Origin of the sequence: Streptomyces xanthii (genome assembly GCF_014621695.1) — a bacterium.
Lineage (GTDB): Bacteria > Actinomycetota > Actinomycetes > Streptomycetales > Streptomycetaceae > Streptomyces > Streptomyces xanthii.
On record NZ_CP061281.1, the window covers coordinates 3,661,244 to 3,679,590 of the forward strand.

Genomic DNA, 18,347 nt, shown 5'->3' on the forward strand with positions numbered 1-18,347 from the left:
GTGACCATACGTTCCTGCGCGGTCCCGGAACCTCCGTCTCCATGGTTCCGGGACCGCGCGTGCGTAGGAACTCGGCCAAGGAATGGCGCCAAGTGTGCGGGCACCGGCTCCGTTCTGAGGAAGAATGGGCCTGACCTCTGCGCTGCGGCGGGGGCGACAGAACTACCCACTTGGGGCGGTGAGTTACACATGCTGCTGGCAGCCGAAAAAGGCGACATCACGACCATCATCGGCGGGATCGCCCCCGACTGGGGCCCGTTCGGGACCCTCGGCAACGAGGCGCGCGTGATGATCGAGGTCGTGATGGCCGTGGCCATCCTGCTGTGCCTCGGTATCGCGATCTGGGGCGCGGCCAAACAACGGATCGGGGCGACGGCCCTGCGCGACACCTTCAGCGCCGAGCAGGGCAAGGGTCTGATCATCGCGGGCCTGACCGGGGTCTTCATCATCGGGTCCCTCGGCACGCTCTTCACCATCGTGTACGGGATGGCCGTCTAGCGCGATGCGCTTAGCCCGGTTCACGCATCGTCAGTTTCGGCCCGGTTCCCGCTGGTTACCTCTCCTGTCCCCGTCCCCATCCGTCCTGTCGTACCCACCGGCTGAGGTTGCGTCCCCTGATGTCCAGTCACCACACCGCGCCCGCGCGCGAACCGGCACGGCTACCGTCGTATGCGTACGCGTATGCGGCCGCGTACGTGCGAGAGGGTGAGGGGGCGTGGGCCGAGTGAGTGCCGACGGACGGCGGGACGACGACGATCTGTACGGCGGGACGGGGCAGACCCGCACGCGGCTCCCCGAGGGTTCCGGGGACGTCTACGGCGGGGCGCGCAGACCGGTCCGTTCGTCGTCGCGTTCCCTCGTGACGGTGGTCGGCGTCGTGGTGCTGCTCATCGCGGCGATCGCGTTCGCCAACCGCGGGGACGGCGGGTCCTCGGACGAGGGTGACGGCTCGTCCGGGCCCCGCGCGGGTGCCGCCCCGACGGCGGCGAGCGGCACGAAGCCCGTGGATTCCGGCTTCGCCCATGATGAACAGGGCGTTCAGTCGGCGGCGGCCAATTACGCGGTTCAGCTCGGCTCGGCGGACATGTTCGACAAGGCCAAGCGGGACCGCATCGTCGACGCCGTCTACACCCCGGCGGTCGCCTCTGCCCGGCGCGGGGATCTCGACAAGGTGTACTCCAGTGAGAGCTTCCTGACCGGCATCGGGCTGAGCAAGGACGGCGTCGCTCCCAGCGGGAGCACCTTCGTCTCGCGAATCATCCCCGTCGGCACCAGGACGACCGCGTACAAGGGCGACACCGCGACCGTGTCGATCTGGTACTCCTCCCTGTTCGGCCTCACCGGCGAGGGCACGCAGAACCCGGTGTCCGAGAGCTGGTACACGAACAGCTACAAGATGCGCTGGGTGGACGGCGACTGGAAGGTCGAGGACTTCACGCAGAAGGACGGCCCCGTCCCGGTCGGACGCGACCAGCGCGCTTCCACCGCCGATGACATGGCGAAGGCCGTGCGAGAGTACGGAGGGTTCACCTATGCCCGCTGACCGCCGACGCCTCATCCTGAAGATCGCCGGCGTGGCCTCCGCTGTCCAGGCGACGGCGGTCCTGACGGCCACCCGCGCCTTCGCCGCCCCCGATCCCGAGAACGACCCCTGCGACCTGATCCGCGGCCCCGCCAAGCAGTACTGCGAGCGCGGGGACAAGGGCGGGAGTGGCGGCGGAGGCGGCGGAGGCGGAGTCACCACCCCCGACCTCACCAGCCCCCTCGACCCCCTCTCCAGCCTCGCCAAGGGCTGTGCCGACGCCGCCTCCTGGACCGTCGACAAGCTCAGCGAATCCGTGAAGAAGACCGCCGAGGTCGACTTCACGAACCAGGAGTTCCTGAAGCAGTACGCCGTGGTGTTCGCCGCGTCGACGGTCCTCACCCTCCTGCTCTGGCTGCTCGCCGTGGCCAAGCGGGCCGTGCGCGGCGTCCCCCTGAGCACCGCCCTGTCGGAGGCCATCGGCTTCCTGTGGCTGACGGTGCTCGCCTCCGCGTTCACCCCGCTGATCCTGTACACGGTCGTATCGGCGGCCGACGGCGTCACGGACGTGCTGGCGAAGGCGACGGGCAATCAGACGGACGCGTTCTTCGGTACGTTCTCCGAGGCCCTCAAGAAGGGTGACGACATCGGCGGCGGCCCGATCATGCTGATCGTCGTCTCGCTCGTGTCGATCCTGGCGGCCGGTGTGCTCTACCTGGAGCTCTACCTGCGGGCCGTGCTCCTCTACGTGGGCGCGCTGCTCGGCGTCGTCGTCTACTCGGGGCTCGTCGACAAGAACCTGTGGGGCCACGTCCGCCGCTGGGTCGGGATCATGGTCGCGATCATCCTGGTCAAGCCGGTCATCGTGATCGTGCTCGGCCTGGCCGGCGCGCTGTCCACCAGCAAGGACGGCCCCGACTCGCTCGCCGCCGTCGTCTCCGGACTCGCCATCGTGCTGCTCGCCATCTTCGCGAGCGGCATGATCTACCGCTTCGTCCCCGGCTTCGGCGACGAGATGGCGAACGTACGCAACAACCGCATCATGCGCGGCGCCGAGGGCAAGGCCGCCGCGGTCATGTCCTCGCCCGCCGCGCTGGTCTCGCAGGGCATCAAGACCCACAGCACCCGTCAGGACAGTGGTGGTCCCGGAGGTGGCGGCGCAGGCCAGGCCCGCCCGTCCAACCCCGCGTCCGGCGGGGTGGCCGCGCACAGCAGTCGCCCGGCCGCCGGGGGCGGCGGCGGAACTGTCCCCTCCGCCGCACCCCCGCCCCGTACGAGCCCCACGAACACCCCGCACGCAGGCCGTAGCGGGACCGGCAACACGAGCAAACCGCGAGGAGGTGCAGGGCGTTGACGACCCAGTCCCATGTGTCCCCTCCGGTGACGCCCCGCCGTACCTATCTGATCGGGCGCGCCCGCCCCAACGCCATCGTCGGGCGCAACCGCGAGTCCGGCGAGCTCGCCCTGATCATCGCCGGGGCGTTCCTCGGCATGATGTGCGGCCTGCTCGTCCCCGTCCTGTCGCTGCGCATCGTGCTCCTCATGGGGTTCCCGCTGCTGGCGCTGGCCGCCGTCTACGTCCCGTACAAGGGCCGCACGTTCTACAAGTGGTTCGAGATCAACCGCAGTTACAAGCGCTCCCTGCGCCGGGGGACGGCGTACCGCTCGCGCACCATGGAGGCCGGCACCCGGCTCGACGGGCGTGAGGTCGAGATCGGGCCGCCGCCCGGCATCGGCCGGCTGACCTGGCTCTCGGCGCCGTTCGGCCCGGACGAGATCGCCGTGCTGCTGCACGCCGACCGGCGCACGGTGACCGCCGCGATCGAGATCGAGGGCCCCGGCGTCGGCCTGCGCGACTCCGAGGACCAGGAGGCGCTCGTCGACCGGTTCGGCACACTGCTCAAGCACGTGGCGAACGGCGACGGCTTCGTGACCCGCCTCCAGATGCTGGCCCGCACCCTTCCCGCCGACCCGGACGCGCACGCCAAGGACGTCGTCGTGCGCGGCGACTCCACCGCCCCCGGCTGGCTGCAGGGCTCGTACGACCAGCTCCAGTCGATGGTGTCGACGAGCAGCGAGCAGCACCGCGCCTACCTCGTCGCCTGCATGCACTACACGCGAGAGCTGGCCGCCGAGGCCAACGCGATGGCGCGCGCGACCCGCCCGCACTCCGGCCGGAAGGTCGACCGGGACGCCGGGCTCGCCGTCGTCATGGCGCGCGAGCTGACCGACATCTGCTCGCGCCTCCAGGAGGCCGACATCCGGGTCCGCCAGCCGCTCGGCCAGAGCCGGCTGTCCTCCCTGATCCACTCGATGTACGACCCGGACCACCCGATCGACCACATCCAGGCGATGACGAAGCGGAACGCCTGGCCGGCCGAGCTGGACGCCATGGAGCCGACCTATCTCCAGGCGAAGACCCGCGAGTCCTCGACCCGCGCGCCTTGGTGCCACGCCACGGCCTGGGTCAAGGAGTGGCCGATGACGCCGGTCGGGGTGAACTTCCTCGCCCCGCTCCTCGTCCACACCCCGGACGTCATCCGGACGGTCGCCGTGACCATGGACCTGGAGCCCACCGAGATCGCCATCGAGCGGATGCTCACCGAGAAGACGAACGACGAGGCGGAGGCGTCCCGCGCCGCCAAGATGAACCGCACGGTCGACCCGCGCGACATCGCCGCGCACGGCCGTCTCGACCAGCGCGGCGAGGACCTGGCCAGCGGCGCCGCCGGAGTGAACCTCGTCGGCTACATCACCGTCTCCTCCCGCAACCCGGACGCGCTGGCCCGCGACAAGCGGACCATCCGGGCCTCGGCCGGCAAGTCCTATCTGAAGCTGGAGTGGTGCGACCGTGAGCACCACCGGGCGTTCGTGAACACGTTGCCCTTCGCGACCGGCATCCGAAGGTAGGTCACACGTCACCCATGGAGGCTCCCGATGCGTGACCCCTTGTCCCTCCTCACGGACGCGTTCACCTCCTTCCTGTTCGGCAAGGTGGAGACGACCCGGATGCCCGTGCGCACGTCCACGGGCCAGGCCCAGGCCGTCTACCTGCCGACCGCCGCGCCGGGCCTCGGCGACTCCGGCGTGATCATCGGGCGCGAGGTGTACTCCGGCAAGGGGTACATCTACGACCCGTTCCAGCTGTACGGGCAGCAGCTCCCGGCGCCGCACTGGCTGGTCCTCGGCGAGTCCGGCAACGGCAAGTCGGCGCTGGAGAAGACGTACGTCCTGCGTCAGCTCCGCTTCAAGGACCGGCAGGTCGTCGTGCTCGACGCGCAGGGCGAGGACGGCGTCGGCGAGTGGAACCTCATCGCCCAGGAGCTGGGCATAACTCCCATCCGGCTCGACCCGACGGCCGCCCTCGACATGGGCATCCGGCTCAACCCGCTCGACCCCGCGATCACGACGACGGGCCAGCTCGCGCTGCTCCGCACGATCATCGAGGTCGCGATGGGCCACGGCCTCGACGAGCGCTCCGGCTTCGCCCTCAAGGTCGCCCACGCCTACGTCACCGACCACATCACCGAACGCCAGCCGATCCTCACCGACATCGTCGAGCAGCTCCGCCACCCCGAGCCGGAGTCGGCCGAGGCGATGAACGTGGCCATAGACGACGTACGGGCCTGGGGCCTGGACGTCGCCCTGGTCCTGGACCGGCTCGTCGACGGTGACCTGCGCGGCATGTTCGACGGCCCGACGACGGTCGGCATCGACCTGGACGCGCCGCTGATCGTGTTCGACCTGTCCCACATCGACCGCAACTCCATCGCCATGCCGATCCTCATGGCGATCGTCGGCGTGTGGCTGGAGCACACCTGGATCCGGCCGGACCGCAAGAAGCGCATCTTCCTCGTCGAAGAGGCGTGGCACATCATCAACAGCCCGTTCGTGGCCCAGCTGTTCCAGCGCCTGCTCAAGTTCGGCCGCCGTCTCGGCCTGTCCTTCGTCGCGGTCGTCCACCACCTGTCCGACGTCGTCGACGGCGCCGCCGCGAAGGAGGCGGCCGCGATCCTCAAGATGGCCTCGACTCGCACGATCTACGCCCAGAAGGCCGACGAGGCCCGCGCCACCGGCCGGGTCCTCGGCCTGCCCCGCTGGGCCGTCGAGATCATCCCGACGCTCACGCCCGGCATCGCCGTGTGGGACGTCAACGGCAACGTGCAGGTGGTCAAACACCTCGTCACCGAGACGGAACGCCCGCTCGTCTTCACCGACCGCGCCATGACCGAGTCGTCGAACGAACTCGTCGGCGACGACGACGCGATGCGCGCGGCGGAACTGGAGGCGGAGGAGCGGGCCGCGGCCTTCGTCGAGCAGCGCCTCGGCGACGCGTCCGAGTCCACGGTGGCATGACGATGCGGGAGAGCTACGAGCGCCGCGAGGAACAGCGGCGCGGGGGCGGCGTCCCGGACGGCCTCCTGATCGGCGTCCTGGCGTTCGTGCTCGGCATGACCGTCCTGGTGTGGTCGGCGACGGGGCTCGCGGGCCTGTTCGCGAAGGGCGCGTGGCCGGACGGGGTGACCTTCGGCCACACGCCGCCGGCCCTGCGCTCCCTGATCACGGCCCCGCACGACATCCCGGCGGCCTGGCCGTCCACCCCGAAGTCCCAGCTCTCCGGCTACGGCCTCGTCTGGGGCCTCCTCATCAGCCAGGTCCTGATCGGGGTGGTCCTGACCATCTTCGTGGCGGGCACCTTCACCAGATGGCGAGCGGTCCGCAAGAACCGCCGCACCACGGAAGCGCCCCGAAGGGGGCGCGGGGCTGTTCCGACCAGCGACTCCGTCGCGGGGCGCGAGCAGGAGCCCCGTCAGGGGCGCGGGGCTGCACCGCTCAGCGACTCCGTCGCGGGGCGCGACCAGCCCCCACCGGCAGCACCCGTGAACGAAACCCCCGCCGCGCAGACGCCACCCTCGACCACGGTCCCGTCCCCCAGAACAACCGGCCCCCTCCTGCTGGGCCCCGCACCGACCCGCCACGCCGAAGCCGTACAGGCCATCCAAGACGCACCCGGCGCAGCCCTGATCGTCACCTCCTCCCCGGAGATCTGGCAGGAGACCAAGGACGCTCGCGCCAAGCTCGGCCCCGTCCTCCTCTACGACCCCTCCCACCTGTGCGACACCCCGGCCCGCCTCCACTGGAACCCAGCGTCCCGCTGCGAGGACAAGGACACGGCGGCGTCCCGCGCGGCAGCGCTCCTGGCCCCCGTCCGCCCCACCGCGAAGCTCGACTCCGCGCTGGCGGAGACCGCCGAGACCCTGCTGCGCAGCTACCTCCACGCGGCGGCCGCCGAAGGCAAACCGTTCCGCCATGTGCACCGCTGGGCCCAGGGCACCCAGGTCCAGGAGGCGGTCCGCATCCTGCGGACGAACCCGAAGGCTGCCTCGGGCGCGGCCGGCGAGCTGGAGGCCGCGCTCACCTCGCACCCCGAACGCCGCGACATGGCGCAGGAGCTGACGGCCCGCGCCCTGTCCGCCCTGTTCTCCGTGCACGTCCGCGAGGCCTGCACGCCGAACCGGGCCGACGCGCTCGTCCTGGATTCCTTCGTGGACGAGGGGGGCACGCTCTATGTGGTGGGTGAACCCATCGAGAACCCCAGGCAACACCCCGGCGCGATGCCGCTCCTGACGGCACTCGCCTCCAGCGTGGTCGAGCACGGCCGCCGCATGGCCGAAAGGTCACCCGCCGGCCGGCTCGACCCACCAATGACCCTGGTCCTGGACGACGTCGCCGCGGTCGCCCCGCTCCCCCAGCTCCCCGAGCTGCTGTCCCGCGGCGCGGACCGGGGCCTGGTCACCCTGGCGCTGCTGCGCTCGCGCGAGCAGGCCCGCACCCGCTGGCCGGACGCCGAGCTGCCCGTCGGCTGAGGCGTCGCGGCGCCGGGTGCGGCCCTTCCCGTACGCGGGACGGAGTGCTCAGGCCCCGTAGAGCTTCAGGAACGTGCGGACGCCGCCGACCACGCGGGCGTCGAGTTCCTCGGCGGACATCGGGACGACGCCGAAGAAGGTGTCCGTGGTGACGCCGCCGGCGACGAGCAGCATCAAGTGGCGGGCGGCCTCCGCCGATTCGCCGGGGGCGATGCGCAGCAGGCCCTGCGCACCGAGGGCCTCGAGCCGCTCGCGCACCGCCTCGGTGACCGCGCGCGGGCCGATGCGCTGCCACTCCTCGATGACGTCGGCGGGCAGCCGGTTGCCCTCCGCGATGATCTGGCGGACCAGGCGCATGTGCGCGTCGTGGTCGGTGCGGCGGCCCATCCACTCGCGGGCGAAGGCGAGCAGGTCCTTCTCGACGTCGGTCACCTTGGTCAAGTGCCGTTCGGCGAGCGCGATATGGGCGGCCGTGACGGCGGCGGCGCTGTCGAGGAGCGCCTCACGGAACAGGTTCGCCTTGCCGCCGAAGTGGTTGTAGAGGGTGCGGGTGGAGACGCCGGCCTCGGCGGCGATCTCGTCGATGCCGGCCCGCGTGTAGCCCTCGCGCCCGAAGACCGTGCGCGCGCCGCGCAGCAGCGCCTGCCGCTTCTCCAGCGTGCCGCCGCTCCTGTGCCGTACCTGATCCTGCTCCGTCATGCCCGGCCTCCGTTCCCGTACAGCCTAGGCCCGCGGACCTAGGTACAACGACGGTTGCACTTCTTACAACCGTGGTTGTACTTTACCGGCATGGCAACCGAACCCCAGGCTTCGGCGGCCCGCGAAGTCGGCGGCAGCCGCCCCACCTTGACCCTGATCGTCGTGCTCCTCGGCATGCTCACCCTGCCGATGGCCATGTCCGGCACCACCGTGGCCCTGCCCCGCATCGGCGCCGACCTCGACGCGTCCGGCGCCGCCCTGCAGTGGGTCGTCGTCGGCTACTTCCTCGCCGCGTCCTCCTGCATGCTGGTCGCCGGTTCGCTCGGCGACCTCCACGGCCGCCGCCGCGTCCTCACCGCCGGCGCCGCCGTCTACACGGCCGGCACCCTCGCCTCCGCCCTCGCCCCGCACGTCCTGCTCCTGGACGCCGCCCGCATCGTGTCGGGCATCGGCGCCGCCGGCGTCATGGCCTCCGGCGGCTCCCTGCTCGCCGCCACCTTCACCGGCCCCGCCCGCACCCGCGTCTTCGCCTCCCTCGGCACCACCGCCGGCCTCGGCCTCGCCTTCGGCCCCACCTTCTCCGGCTGGCTCGTCGACGCCGTCGGCTGGCGCGCCACGTTCCTGTCCTACGTCGCCGTGGGCGCCGTCATCCTGCTGGGCACCCGCCTGATGAGCGAGTCCCGGGCCGACGTCCGCCCCCAGGTCGACAAGGCGGGCGCCGCCACCTTCATCGCCGGCCTGGCCCTCGCCCTCTTCGCCGTCACCCAGGGCTCCAAGTCCGGCTGGGCCTCCGCGCAGGCACTGCTCCCCGGCGCCCTCGCGCTCGCCCTGCTCATCGCCTTCGTCCGCACCGAGCGGCACCTCCTGCGCGCCGGCCGCCGCCCGATCCTCGACATCCGGCTCGCCCGCAACCCTGCCTTCGCCGGCTGGGCCGTCGGCGCCTTCGCGCTCGGCGCGGGCACCACCGGCGCCCTCACCTTCCTGCCGACCTACCTCCAGGGCGCGAGCGGTGTCTCGGCCCGCGCCGCCGGACTGACCCTGCTCCTGATGACGGTCCCCGTCCTCGCCCTGCCCCCGCTCGGCGCCCGCCTCGTCAACCGCGGCGTCCCCGCCCGGCACCTGCTGGTCCTGTCGCTGCTGCTCATCGCCGCCGGCAACGCCTGGCTCACCACGCTCCACCCCGGCATCTCCGCCGCCGGGCTCGCCGGGCCCCTGCTCACCATCGGCGCGGGACAGGGCCTGTCCATCGGCATCGTCGACGCCCAGGCGCTGTCCATGGTCCCCGCGTCCGAGGTCGGCATGGCCTCCGGCTTCCTCAACACCGTGCGCGGCGGCACCGGCGCCGTCATGCTCACCGTCTTCGGCGCCCTGCTCCTGTCCGCCCTGGAGTCCCGCATCGGCTCCCCGGAAGCGGCGGCCCGCGTCACGGCGGGCGCCGGCGGCCACACCGAGGCCTTCACCTCGGCCTGGCACGTCACCTCGTGGACGGTCGCGGCCCTGATGACCCTCCTGGCAGCCCTGACCCACGCCCTCCTGAAAACCCGCCCGTCCCGAACCCTCACCACGCGTTCCGCACCGCGGCGGGCCCGGCCTTCAGCGCCGAGCACCGATCAGGCGCCCTCGACGACAGCCCCGTGACCCGACCCTCGACGACAGCCCCATAACCCGATCCACGACGACCGCCCCGTAACCCGACCCACGAAGGAGCCCTCACCATGAACAAGACCGCGAACAACGCTCCCCTCCGCACCGCCGTCATCGTCGGCTCGACCCGCGACGGCCGCCTCAGCCCCACCGTCGCCGACTGGTTCACCACGCAGGCCCGCACCCACGCCCCCGAGACTCACTTCGACGTCATCGACCTGGCCGACCTCGACCTCCCCGAGCGCCACCCGAGCTGGGGCCACCAGCGCACCCCGGACCAGGCCGACCTGGCCGGCCGCATCGCCGACGCGGACGCCTACGTCGTCATCACCCCCGAGTACAACCACAGCTTTCCCGCCCACCTGAAGCACTTCATCGACCTGCACCACACCGAATGGCAGGCCAAGCCCGTCGGCTTCGTCTCCTACGGCGGCGTCGCCGGCGGCCTGCGCGCGGTCGAGCAGCTCCGCCTCGTCTTCGCGGAGCTGCACTGCACCACCGTCCGCGACGGCGTCAGCTTCCACCGCGCCACCGCCGACCACTTCACCCCCGGCGGCCCCGCCGACGACCCGCAGGGCGCCGCCGGCGCCGCCAAGGTCCTCCTCGACCAGCTCGACTGGTGGGCCCACGCCCTGCGCACCGCCCGCGCCGAACGCCCCTACGGCTGAGCCCCGCCGGCACCCGTCACTCCCCGGGCTCGCCGAGCACCATCTCGAGGTCCGACTTGGAGGGGTCCCCCGGGTTCGGGACGGCCCCTCCGGTCGGCACGAAACCGAACTTCCGGTAGAAGCCCGCGGCCCGCGGATTGTCCTCGTGGACGTGCAACCGCACCCGCTCAAGCCCCTCAAGTCCCCGCGACCACGCCACCGCCGCCTCGAACAGCGCCTCGGTCACCCCGATCCCCCGCGCCTCCGGCCGCACGTACACGCCGACGATCTGCGCCTGCCGCCGCGTCACCGGCCGCCCGAAGAAGTCATCCGTGCCGGCCTCCTCGACGAGCGCCACCACCGTGCCCACCAACCGGCCGTCCGGCCCGACCGCCACGAACTGCCGCGCCGCCTCACCCCGCGCCGCGTTCCGCGTCCGGTCCCGCCAGTACCCGTCGGGCTGCTCCAGCGCCTGCTCGTACGTCTCCAGAAACGCCACCGGCGCCATCTCGTCCCGCAGCGCCGCCAGCCGCAACTCACGCACCGCCGGCCACTCGTCGTCCCGCACAGCCCTGATCTCGTAGTCCATGCAACGGCACCCTACGGGCCCGTAGTACTCCGGTACTACGGCATTTCCGCAGCTCCGTGCCCCGGTCCGACGCGCAGCCCGCACCCCGGACGGCACCGTGGGGGCCATGACGATCCGAGCGCACGGCCTCACCAAACGCTACGGCGACAAGACCGTCGTCGACGACCTGACCTTCACCGTCGAACCCGGCACCATCACCGGCTTCCTCGGCCCCAACGGCGCCGGCAAGTCCACGACGATGCGCATGCTCCTCGGCCTCGACACCCCGACCGCAGGCCGCGCCACCATCGGCGGCCGCGCCTACGTCACCCACCCCGCTCCGCTCACCGAGGCCGGCGCCCTCCTGGAGGCCAAGGCCGTCCACCCCGGACGCACCGCCTTCCACCACCTCATGGCCCTCGCCCACACCCACGGCATCCCGCGCTCCCGCGTCGAGCACGTCCTCGACCTCACCGGCCTCACCGACGTCGCGACCAAGCGCGTCAAGGGCTTCTCCCTCGGCATGGGCCAGCGCCTCGGCATCGCCGCCGCCCTGATCGGCGACCCCGCCACCGTCATCCTCGACGAACCCGTCAACGGCCTCGACCCCGAGGGCGTCCTGTGGATCCGCACCCTCCTCAAGTCCCTCGCCGCACAAGGCCGCACCGTCCTCGTCTCCTCCCACCTCATGTCCGAGACCGCCCAGACCGCCGACCGTCTCGTCGTCATCGGCCGCGGCCGCCTCCTCGCCGACACCACCGTCGCCGACCTCGTCCGCACCTCCGGCGCCGCCTACGTCCACGTCGTCACCCCCGACACCGACCGGCTCCGCACCCTGCTGACCGGCGCCACCGACATCACCGCCGAGACCCCCGACACCCTCCACGTACGCGGCCTCACCGCCCAGGACATCGGCCACATCGCCGCCGCCCACGCCGTCCCGCTCCACGAACTCACCCCGCGCACCGCGTCCCTGGAGCAAGCCTTCATGGACCTCACCCACGACACCGTCGAGTACCAGGCCACCACCCCTGCCCGCCTCACCGGAGCCGCCGCATGACCGCCACGCCCTACGCCGTCACCCCGCGCCGCGTCCTCACCTCCGAATGGCACAAGCTGCGCACCCTGCGCTCCACCTGGCTCACGCTCGCCCTCGCCGCCACCGTCGTCCTCGCCGTCGGCATCGTCATGGGCTCCACCTACGACGGCGACGACGCGAACATCGACACCATCGTCTTCACCCTCTTCGGCACCCAGATCTCCCAGCTCTGCCTCGTCGTCCTCGGCATCCTCGTCACCGCCGGCGAGTACGCGACCGGCCTGGTCCGCGCCACCATGACCGCCGTCCCCCGGCGCCTGCCCGTCCTGTGGGCGAAGGCCGCCGTCTTCGGCGCCACCGCGTTCGCCGTCTCCCTCACCGTCAACACCGTCACGTTCCTCGTCGCCCAGATCTGGCTCGGCGAGACCGACAAGGCCCTCGGCCTCACCGACCCGGGCGTCCTCACCGCCCTCGCGGGCAACGCCGCGGGGATCACCCTGCTCAGCGTCATCGCCCTCGCCCTCGGCGCCCTGTGCCGTTCCGTCCCCGCCGCGATCGGCGCCTTCTTCGGCCTCGTCCTGATCCTCCCCGAGGTCCTCGGCGCCATCGGCAACGACGTGGTGGACAGCGCCGTACGGTACTTCCCCGCCAAGTCCGCCGAAGCGCTCGGCTCCATCGACGCCCTCGCCGCCCACAACGCCCCGCTCACCGGCCTGCTCACCCTCACCCTGTGGGCCGCCGCCGCGCTCACCGCAGCCGCGCTCCTTCTCAAGCGCCGCGACGTGTGAACAGACTGGGCCCCACGCCAGCCGACCGGGAAGAAGCCGTGACGACGCCCCAGCCCCGCACCTCCCGCTTCCTGCACCGCACCACCCAGCGGGTGCGCGCCCACGACCGGCGCCACCCCCTGGTGTGGGACCTCCTCCTCACCGGCTTCTGCGTCGCCGCCGCCCTCATCGACTACGCGGGCGACGGCTGGAAGAACATCGCCCACAACACCGACGTGCCGGGCCCGCTCGTCCTCCTCCTCAGCCTCGCCCTGTCCGTGCCCCTCCTGTGGCGCCGCACCCACCCGATGACCGCCCTGACCGTCATGGTCACCGCCGGCATCGTCAACAGCGCCACCGGCGCCGTCCTCCAGGCCGCCCTGCTCCAGCTCTTCGTCGTCTTCAACCTCGCCCTGCGCGCCCGGGCCCGCACCCTGCTCCTCGGCTGCGCCCTCACGATGATCCCGATCGTGGTCGGCGTCCTCCGCTTCCCCAAGGGGAGTTGGGACATGCAGGTCGTCCCGCAACTGTGGTCGCTCGCCCTTGTCGCCGCCCTCGGCATCGCCGTCCGCAGCCGCCAGGACTACACGGCGTCCCTCGTCGAACGCGCCCGCCGGCTCGAAACAGAGCGCGACCAGCAGGCCCGTCTCGCCGCCGCCGCCGAACGCGCCCGCATCGCCCGCGAGATGCACGACATCATCGGCCACAACCTCTCCGTCATCACCGGCCTCGCCGACGGTGGTTCCTACGCCGCCGCCCGCAACCCGGAACGCGCGGGCCAGGCCCTCACCGCCATCGCCACCACCAGCCGCCAGGCCCTCACCGACCTGCGCCGCCTCCTCGACGTGCTGAACGCGGACGACGAACTCCCGCCCGCCGCACCCGAACTGGCCCCCCAGCCGACGCTCGCCACTCTGGACGAGCTCGTCACCGGTGTCCGCACCGCGGGCCTCCCTGTCGACCTCACCGAGGAAGGCACCCCGGCCCTCCCCCTCTCCCCGGCCGCCGAACTCGCCCTGTACCGCATCGCCCAGGAAGCCCTCACCAACACCCTCAAGCACGGCGGCCCCCAAGCCGCCGCGACCGTCACCCTCACCCACACCTCCACCGGCACGACCCTCACCGTCACCGACACCGGCAAGGGCGGACCGCCCGCCCCCGGCCACAGCGGACGCGGACTCACCGGAATGCGCGAGCGAACCGCCTTGTACGACGGCACACTTGACGCGGGCCCGCTGCCCGGAGGCGGCTGGCGGGTCCAGGCCCGGCTCCCCGTCCCGCCCGCTCCGAAGGAACCCGCCACGTGACCTCGGTCCTCATCGTCGACGACCAGCCCATGCAGCGCTTCGGCTTCCGCATGCTCCTGGAGAGCCAGGACGACCTGAGCGTCGCGGGCGAGGCCGGCACCGGCACCGAAGCCGTCCGGCTCACCGCCCGACTCCGCCCCGACGTCGTCCTCATGGACATCCGCATGCCCGGCATGGACGGCATCGAGGCGACCCGCCGCATCATCACCGAGCACCGGGACACCGAGGGCCAGGCCCCGCGCGTCCTCATTCTCACGACCTTCGACATGGACGAGTACGCCTACGCGGGCCTGCGCGCCGGCGCCTCCGGCTTCCTGCTGAAGGACGCACTCCCCGAGGAGCTCCTCGCGGGCATCCGCGCGGTGGCCGCCGGCGACGCGATCGTCGCCCCGAGCCTGACCCGCCGTCTCCTCGACGCCTACGTCCAGCACCTCCCCGCACCACCCGGCGTCCCGGCCGCCGAGGACCCCCGCATCGCCGGCCTCACGGACCGCGAACGCGAGATCCTCACCGTCATCGCCCAGGGCTGGACCAACACGGAGATCGGGCAGCGCCTGCACCTCGCGGAATCCACGGTGAAGACGCACGTCTCCCGCATACTCGCGAAGACGGGCGCGAGAGACCGGGTGCAGGCCGTGATCGTGGCCTACGAGGCGGAACTGGTGAAGCCCTGAAAGGACCTACAAGCCTGAAAGCCTGAAAGCCAGAAAGCCAGAAAGGACCGTAAACGCAGAAAACCCCGGACCGTGTCCCGGTCCGGGGTTTTCTTCAAAATTTGTTCGGCGGCGTCCTACTCTCCCACAGGGTCCCCCCTGCAGTACCATCGGCGCTGTGAGGCTTAGCTTCCGGGTTCGGAATGTAACCGGGCGTTTCCCTCACGCTATGACCACCGAAACACTATGAAACTGACAACCGGAGTCGTGGCCTATGACTACGACGGTCGTTCGTGGTTTCAGAACCAACACAGTGGACGCGAGCAACTGAGGACAAGCCCTCGGCCTATTAGTACCAGTCACCTCCACACCTTGCGGTGCTTCCAGATCTGGCCTATCAACCCAGTCGTCTACTGGGAGCCTTACCCCATCAAGTGGGTGGGAATACTCATCTCGAAGCAGGCTTCCCGCTTAGATGCTTTCAGCGGTTATCCCTCCCGAACGTAGCCAACCAGCCATGCCCTTGGCAGAACAACTGGCACACCAGAGGTTCGTCCGTCCCGGTCCTCTCGTACTAGGGACAGCCCTTCTCAATATTCCTGCGCGCACAGAGGATAGGGACCGAACTGTCTCACGACGTTCTAAACCCAGCTCGCGTACCGCTTTAATGGGCGAACAGCCCAACCCTTGGGACCGACTCCAGCCCCAGGATGCGACGAGCCGACATCGAGGTGCCAAACCATCCCGTCGATATGGACTCTTGGGGAAGATCAGCCTGTTATCCCCGGGGTACCTTTTATCCGTTGAGCGACGGCGCTTCCACAAGCCACCGCCGGATCACTAGTCCCGACTTTCGTCCCTGCTCGACCCGTCGGTCTCACAGTCAAGCTCCCTTGTGCACTTACACTCAACACCTGATTACCAACCAGGCTGAGGGAACCTTTGGGCGCCTCCGTTACCCTTTGGGAGGCAACCGCCCCAGTTAAACTACCCATCAGACACTGTCCCTGATCCGGATCACGGACCGAGGTTAGACATCCAGCACGACCAGAGTGGTATTTCAACGACGACTCCACAACCACTGGCGTGGCCGCTTCAAAGTCTCCCACCTATCCTACACAAGCCGAACCGAACACCAATATCAAACTGTAGTAAAGGTCCCGGGGTCTTTCCGTCCTTCTGCGCGAAACGAGCATCTTTACTCGTAGTGCAATTTCACCGGGCCTATGGTTGAGACAGTCGAGAAGTCGTTACGCCATTCGTGCAGGTCGGAACTTACCCGACAAGGAATTTCGCTACCTTAGGATGGTTATAGTTACCACCGCCGTTTACTGGCGCTTAAGTTCTCAGCTTCGCCAGGACGAATCCTGACTAACCGGTCCCCTTAACGTTCCAGCACCGGGCAGGCGTCAGTCCGTATACATCGCCTTACGGCTTCGCACGGACCTGTGTTTTTAGTAAACAGTCGCTTCTCGCTGGTCTCTGCGGCCACCCCCAGCTCAGAGTGCAAGACTCATCACCAGGAATGGCCCCCCTTCTCCCGAAGTTACGGGGGCATTTTGCCGAGTTCCTTAACCATAGTTCACCCGAACGCCTCGGTATTCTCTACCTGACCACCTGAGTCGGTTTAGGGTACGGGCCGCCATGAAACTCGCTAGAGGCTTTTCTCGACAGCATAGGATCATCCACTTCACCACAATCGGCTCGGCATCAGGTCTCAGCCTTAACGGTGTGCGGATTTACCTACACACCGGCCTACACCCTTACCCCGGGACAACCACCGCCCGGGATGGACTACCTTCCTGCGTCACCCCATCACTCACCTACTAACCGCTTGGGCCGGCGGCTCCACCACTCCGAACCACGTCAAAGACGAGGACGGCGGCTTCACGGCCTTAGCATCACGATGCTCGATGTTTGACGCTTCACAGCGGGTACCGGAATATCAACCGGTTATCCATCGACTACGCCTGTCGGCCTCGCCTTAGGTCCCGACTTACCCTGGGCAGATCAGCTTGACCCAGGAACCCTTAGTCAATCGGCGCAAACGTTTCTCACGTTTGTATCGCTACTCATGCCTGCATTCTCACTCGTGAACCGTCCACAACTACCTTCCGGTGCTGCTTCACCCGGCACACGACGCTCCCCTACCCATCACAGCGGGCGTTGGCCCTATAGCTGCAATGACACGACTTCGGCGGTACGCTTGAGCCCCGCTACATTGTCGGCGCGGAATCACTAGACCAGTGAGCTATTACGCACTCTTTCAAGGGTGGCTGCTTCTAAGCCAACCTCCTGGTTGTCTCTGCGACTCCACATCCTTTCCCACTTAGCGTACGCTTAGGGGCCTTAGTCGATGCTCTGGGCTGTTTCCCTCTCGACCATGGAGCTTATCCCCCACAGTCTCACTGCCGTGCTCTCACTTACCGGCATTCGGAGTTTGGCTAAGGTCAGTAACCCGGTAGGGCCCATCGCCTATCCAGTGCTCTACCTCCGGCAAGAAACACACGACGCTGCACCTAAATGCATTTCGGGGAGAACCAGCTATCACGGAGTTTGATTGGCCTTTCACCCCTAACCACAGGTCATCCCCCAGGTTTTCAACCCTGGTGGGTTCGGTCCTCCACGAAGTCTTACCTCCGCTTCAACCTGCCCATGGCTAGATCACTCCGCTTCGGGTCTTGAGCGTGCTACTGAAACGCCCTGTTCGGACTCGCTTTCGCTACGGCTTCCCCACACGGGTTAACCTCGCAACACACCGCAAACTCGCAGGCTCATTCTTCAAAAGGCACGCAGTCACGAGGCAAGCACAAGTGCTCGCCCGACGCTCCCACGGCTTGTAGGCACACGGTTTCAGGTACTATTTCACTCCGCTCCCGCGGTACTTTTCACCATTCCCTCACGGTACTATCCGCTATCGGTCACCAGGGAATATTTAGGCTTAACGGGTGGTCCCGCCAGATTCACACGGGATTTCTCGGGCCCCGTGCTACTTGGGTGTCTCTCAAACGAGCCGCTGATGTTTCGACTACGGGGGTCTTACCCTCTACGCCGGACCTTTCGCATGTCCTTCGCCTACATCAACGGTTTCTGACTCGTCCCACGGCCGGCAGACCGTGGAAGAGAGATCCCACAACCCCCCAAACGCAACCCCTGCCGGGTCTCACACGTTTGAGGTTTGGCCTCATCCAGTTTCGCTCGCCACTACTCCCGGAATCACGGTTGTTTTCTCTTCCTGCGGGTACTGAGATGTTTCACTTCCCCGCGTTCCCTCCACACTGCCTATGTGTTCAGCAGCGGGTGACAGCCCATGACGACTGCCGGGTTTCCCCATTCGGAAACCCCCGGATCAAAGCCTGGTTGACGACTCCCCGGGGACTATCGTGGCCTCCCACGTCCTTCATCGGTTCCTGGTGCCAAGGCATCCACCGTGCGCCCTTAAAAACTTGGCCACAGATGCTCGCGTCCACTGTGCAGTTCTCAAACAACGACCAACCACCCATCACCCCGAACCAGTAGATTCGAGTGCACTGGGGCCGGCACTGAAGGCGACCTTGCGGCCGTACCTTCAGACACCCAACAGCGTGCCCGACACCCTCGCCTCTCCATCTCGCTTTCCACGCCGAAGCAGTAC

Annotated in this window: 14 protein-coding genes and 2 rRNA genes; 12 read left to right on the forward strand and 4 right to left on the reverse strand. The window is 69.1% G+C overall.

The genetic code is table 11. From position 1 onward, the window contains the following. Positions 1-189 precede the first annotated feature (189 nt). The 6 genes from IAG42_RS16615 (at position 190) to IAG42_RS16640 (ending at position 7,389) form a co-directional block, all read left to right on the forward strand. On the forward strand, positions 190-498 hold the full coding sequence (locus tag IAG42_RS16615) for a hypothetical protein (RefSeq protein ID WP_188337772.1): 309 nt from the start codon (positions 190-192) through the stop codon (positions 496-498). A gap of 226 nt (positions 499-724) precedes the next feature. Beyond that, a complete protein-coding gene (locus tag IAG42_RS16620; RefSeq protein WP_188337773.1) occupies positions 725-1,543 on the forward strand; it encodes a hypothetical protein in 819 nt (272 codons plus the stop codon). Beyond that, positions 1,533-2,876, forward strand: a complete 1,344-nt coding sequence (locus tag IAG42_RS16625) for a hypothetical protein (RefSeq protein WP_188337774.1) — start codon at positions 1,533-1,535, stop codon at positions 2,874-2,876. The genes IAG42_RS16620 and IAG42_RS16625 overlap by 11 nt, the downstream gene beginning before the upstream one ends. Continuing rightward, entirely contained in the window at positions 2,873-4,432 is a 1,560-nt protein-coding gene (locus IAG42_RS16630) for an SCO6880 family protein (protein WP_188337775.1), read from the forward strand. Before IAG42_RS16625 ends, IAG42_RS16630 begins: the two co-directional genes overlap by 4 nt. Positions 4,433-4,459: 27 nt before the next feature. Continuing rightward, positions 4,460-5,878, forward strand: a complete 1,419-nt coding sequence (locus tag IAG42_RS16635; RefSeq protein WP_188337776.1) for an ATP-binding protein — start codon at positions 4,460-4,462, stop codon at positions 5,876-5,878. A gap of 2 nt (positions 5,879-5,880) precedes the next feature. Next, complete coding sequence (locus tag IAG42_RS16640; protein ID WP_188341434.1) at positions 5,881-7,389, forward strand: type VI secretion protein; 1,509 nt, start codon at positions 5,881-5,883, stop codon at positions 7,387-7,389. Positions 7,390-7,437: 48 nt separating this feature from the next. Here IAG42_RS16640 and IAG42_RS16645 read toward each other — a convergent pair whose 3' ends face one another. Continuing rightward, a complete protein-coding gene (locus IAG42_RS16645; RefSeq protein WP_188337777.1) occupies positions 7,438-8,088 on the reverse strand; it encodes a TetR/AcrR family transcriptional regulator in 651 nt (216 codons plus the stop codon). A gap of 90 nt (positions 8,089-8,178) precedes the next feature. On the opposite strand from IAG42_RS16645, the gene IAG42_RS16650 reads away from it, so the two are divergent. Both IAG42_RS16650 and IAG42_RS16655 read left to right on the forward strand, forming a co-directional pair. Next, positions 8,179-9,726 (forward strand): MFS transporter, encoded by a 1,548-nt coding sequence (locus IAG42_RS16650; RefSeq protein ID WP_188337778.1) that lies wholly within the window; start codon positions 8,179-8,181, stop codon positions 9,724-9,726. A 77-nt stretch (positions 9,727-9,803) separates the two neighbouring features. Further along, positions 9,804-10,400 (forward strand): NADPH-dependent FMN reductase, encoded by a 597-nt coding sequence (locus tag IAG42_RS16655; RefSeq protein WP_188337779.1) that lies wholly within the window; start codon positions 9,804-9,806, stop codon positions 10,398-10,400. A 16-nt stretch (positions 10,401-10,416) separates the two neighbouring features. On the opposite strand, the gene IAG42_RS16660 is transcribed toward IAG42_RS16655, so the two are convergent. After that, positions 10,417-10,968 carry a GNAT family N-acetyltransferase gene (locus tag IAG42_RS16660; RefSeq protein WP_188337780.1) on the reverse strand — a complete coding sequence of 184 codons (552 nt, stop codon included), beginning with the start codon at positions 10,966-10,968 and terminating at the stop codon, positions 10,417-10,419. 106 nt (positions 10,969-11,074) lie between these two features. Between IAG42_RS16660 and IAG42_RS16665 the strand changes: the two genes are divergently transcribed. From IAG42_RS16665 to IAG42_RS16680, 4 genes are read left to right on the forward strand one after another with little or no spacing between them, the layout of a single operon-like run. Beyond that, positions 11,075-12,007, forward strand: a complete 933-nt coding sequence (locus IAG42_RS16665) for an ABC transporter ATP-binding protein (RefSeq protein WP_188337781.1) — start codon at positions 11,075-11,077, stop codon at positions 12,005-12,007. After that, entirely contained in the window at positions 12,004-12,774 is a 771-nt protein-coding gene (locus IAG42_RS16670; protein ID WP_188337782.1) for an ABC transporter permease, read from the forward strand. The genes IAG42_RS16665 and IAG42_RS16670 overlap by 4 nt, the downstream gene beginning before the upstream one ends. Positions 12,775-12,812: 38 nt before the next feature. Then, entirely contained in the window at positions 12,813-14,060 is a 1,248-nt protein-coding gene (locus tag IAG42_RS16675) for a sensor histidine kinase (RefSeq protein ID WP_223206033.1), read from the forward strand. After that, entirely contained in the window at positions 14,057-14,734 is a 678-nt protein-coding gene (locus IAG42_RS16680; RefSeq protein WP_188337783.1) for a response regulator, read from the forward strand. The genes IAG42_RS16675 and IAG42_RS16680 overlap by 4 nt, the downstream gene beginning before the upstream one ends. Before the next feature lie 103 nt (positions 14,735-14,837). On the opposite strand, the gene rrf is transcribed toward IAG42_RS16680, so the two are convergent. Together rrf and IAG42_RS16690 are read right to left on the reverse strand one after the other, a co-directional pair. Continuing rightward, positions 14,838-14,954: ribosomal RNA gene (gene rrf, locus IAG42_RS16685) — 5S ribosomal RNA — on the reverse strand. An 88-nt stretch (positions 14,955-15,042) separates the two neighbouring features. After that, positions 15,043-18,165: ribosomal RNA gene (locus tag IAG42_RS16690) — 23S ribosomal RNA — on the reverse strand. Positions 18,166-18,347 lie beyond the last annotated feature (182 nt).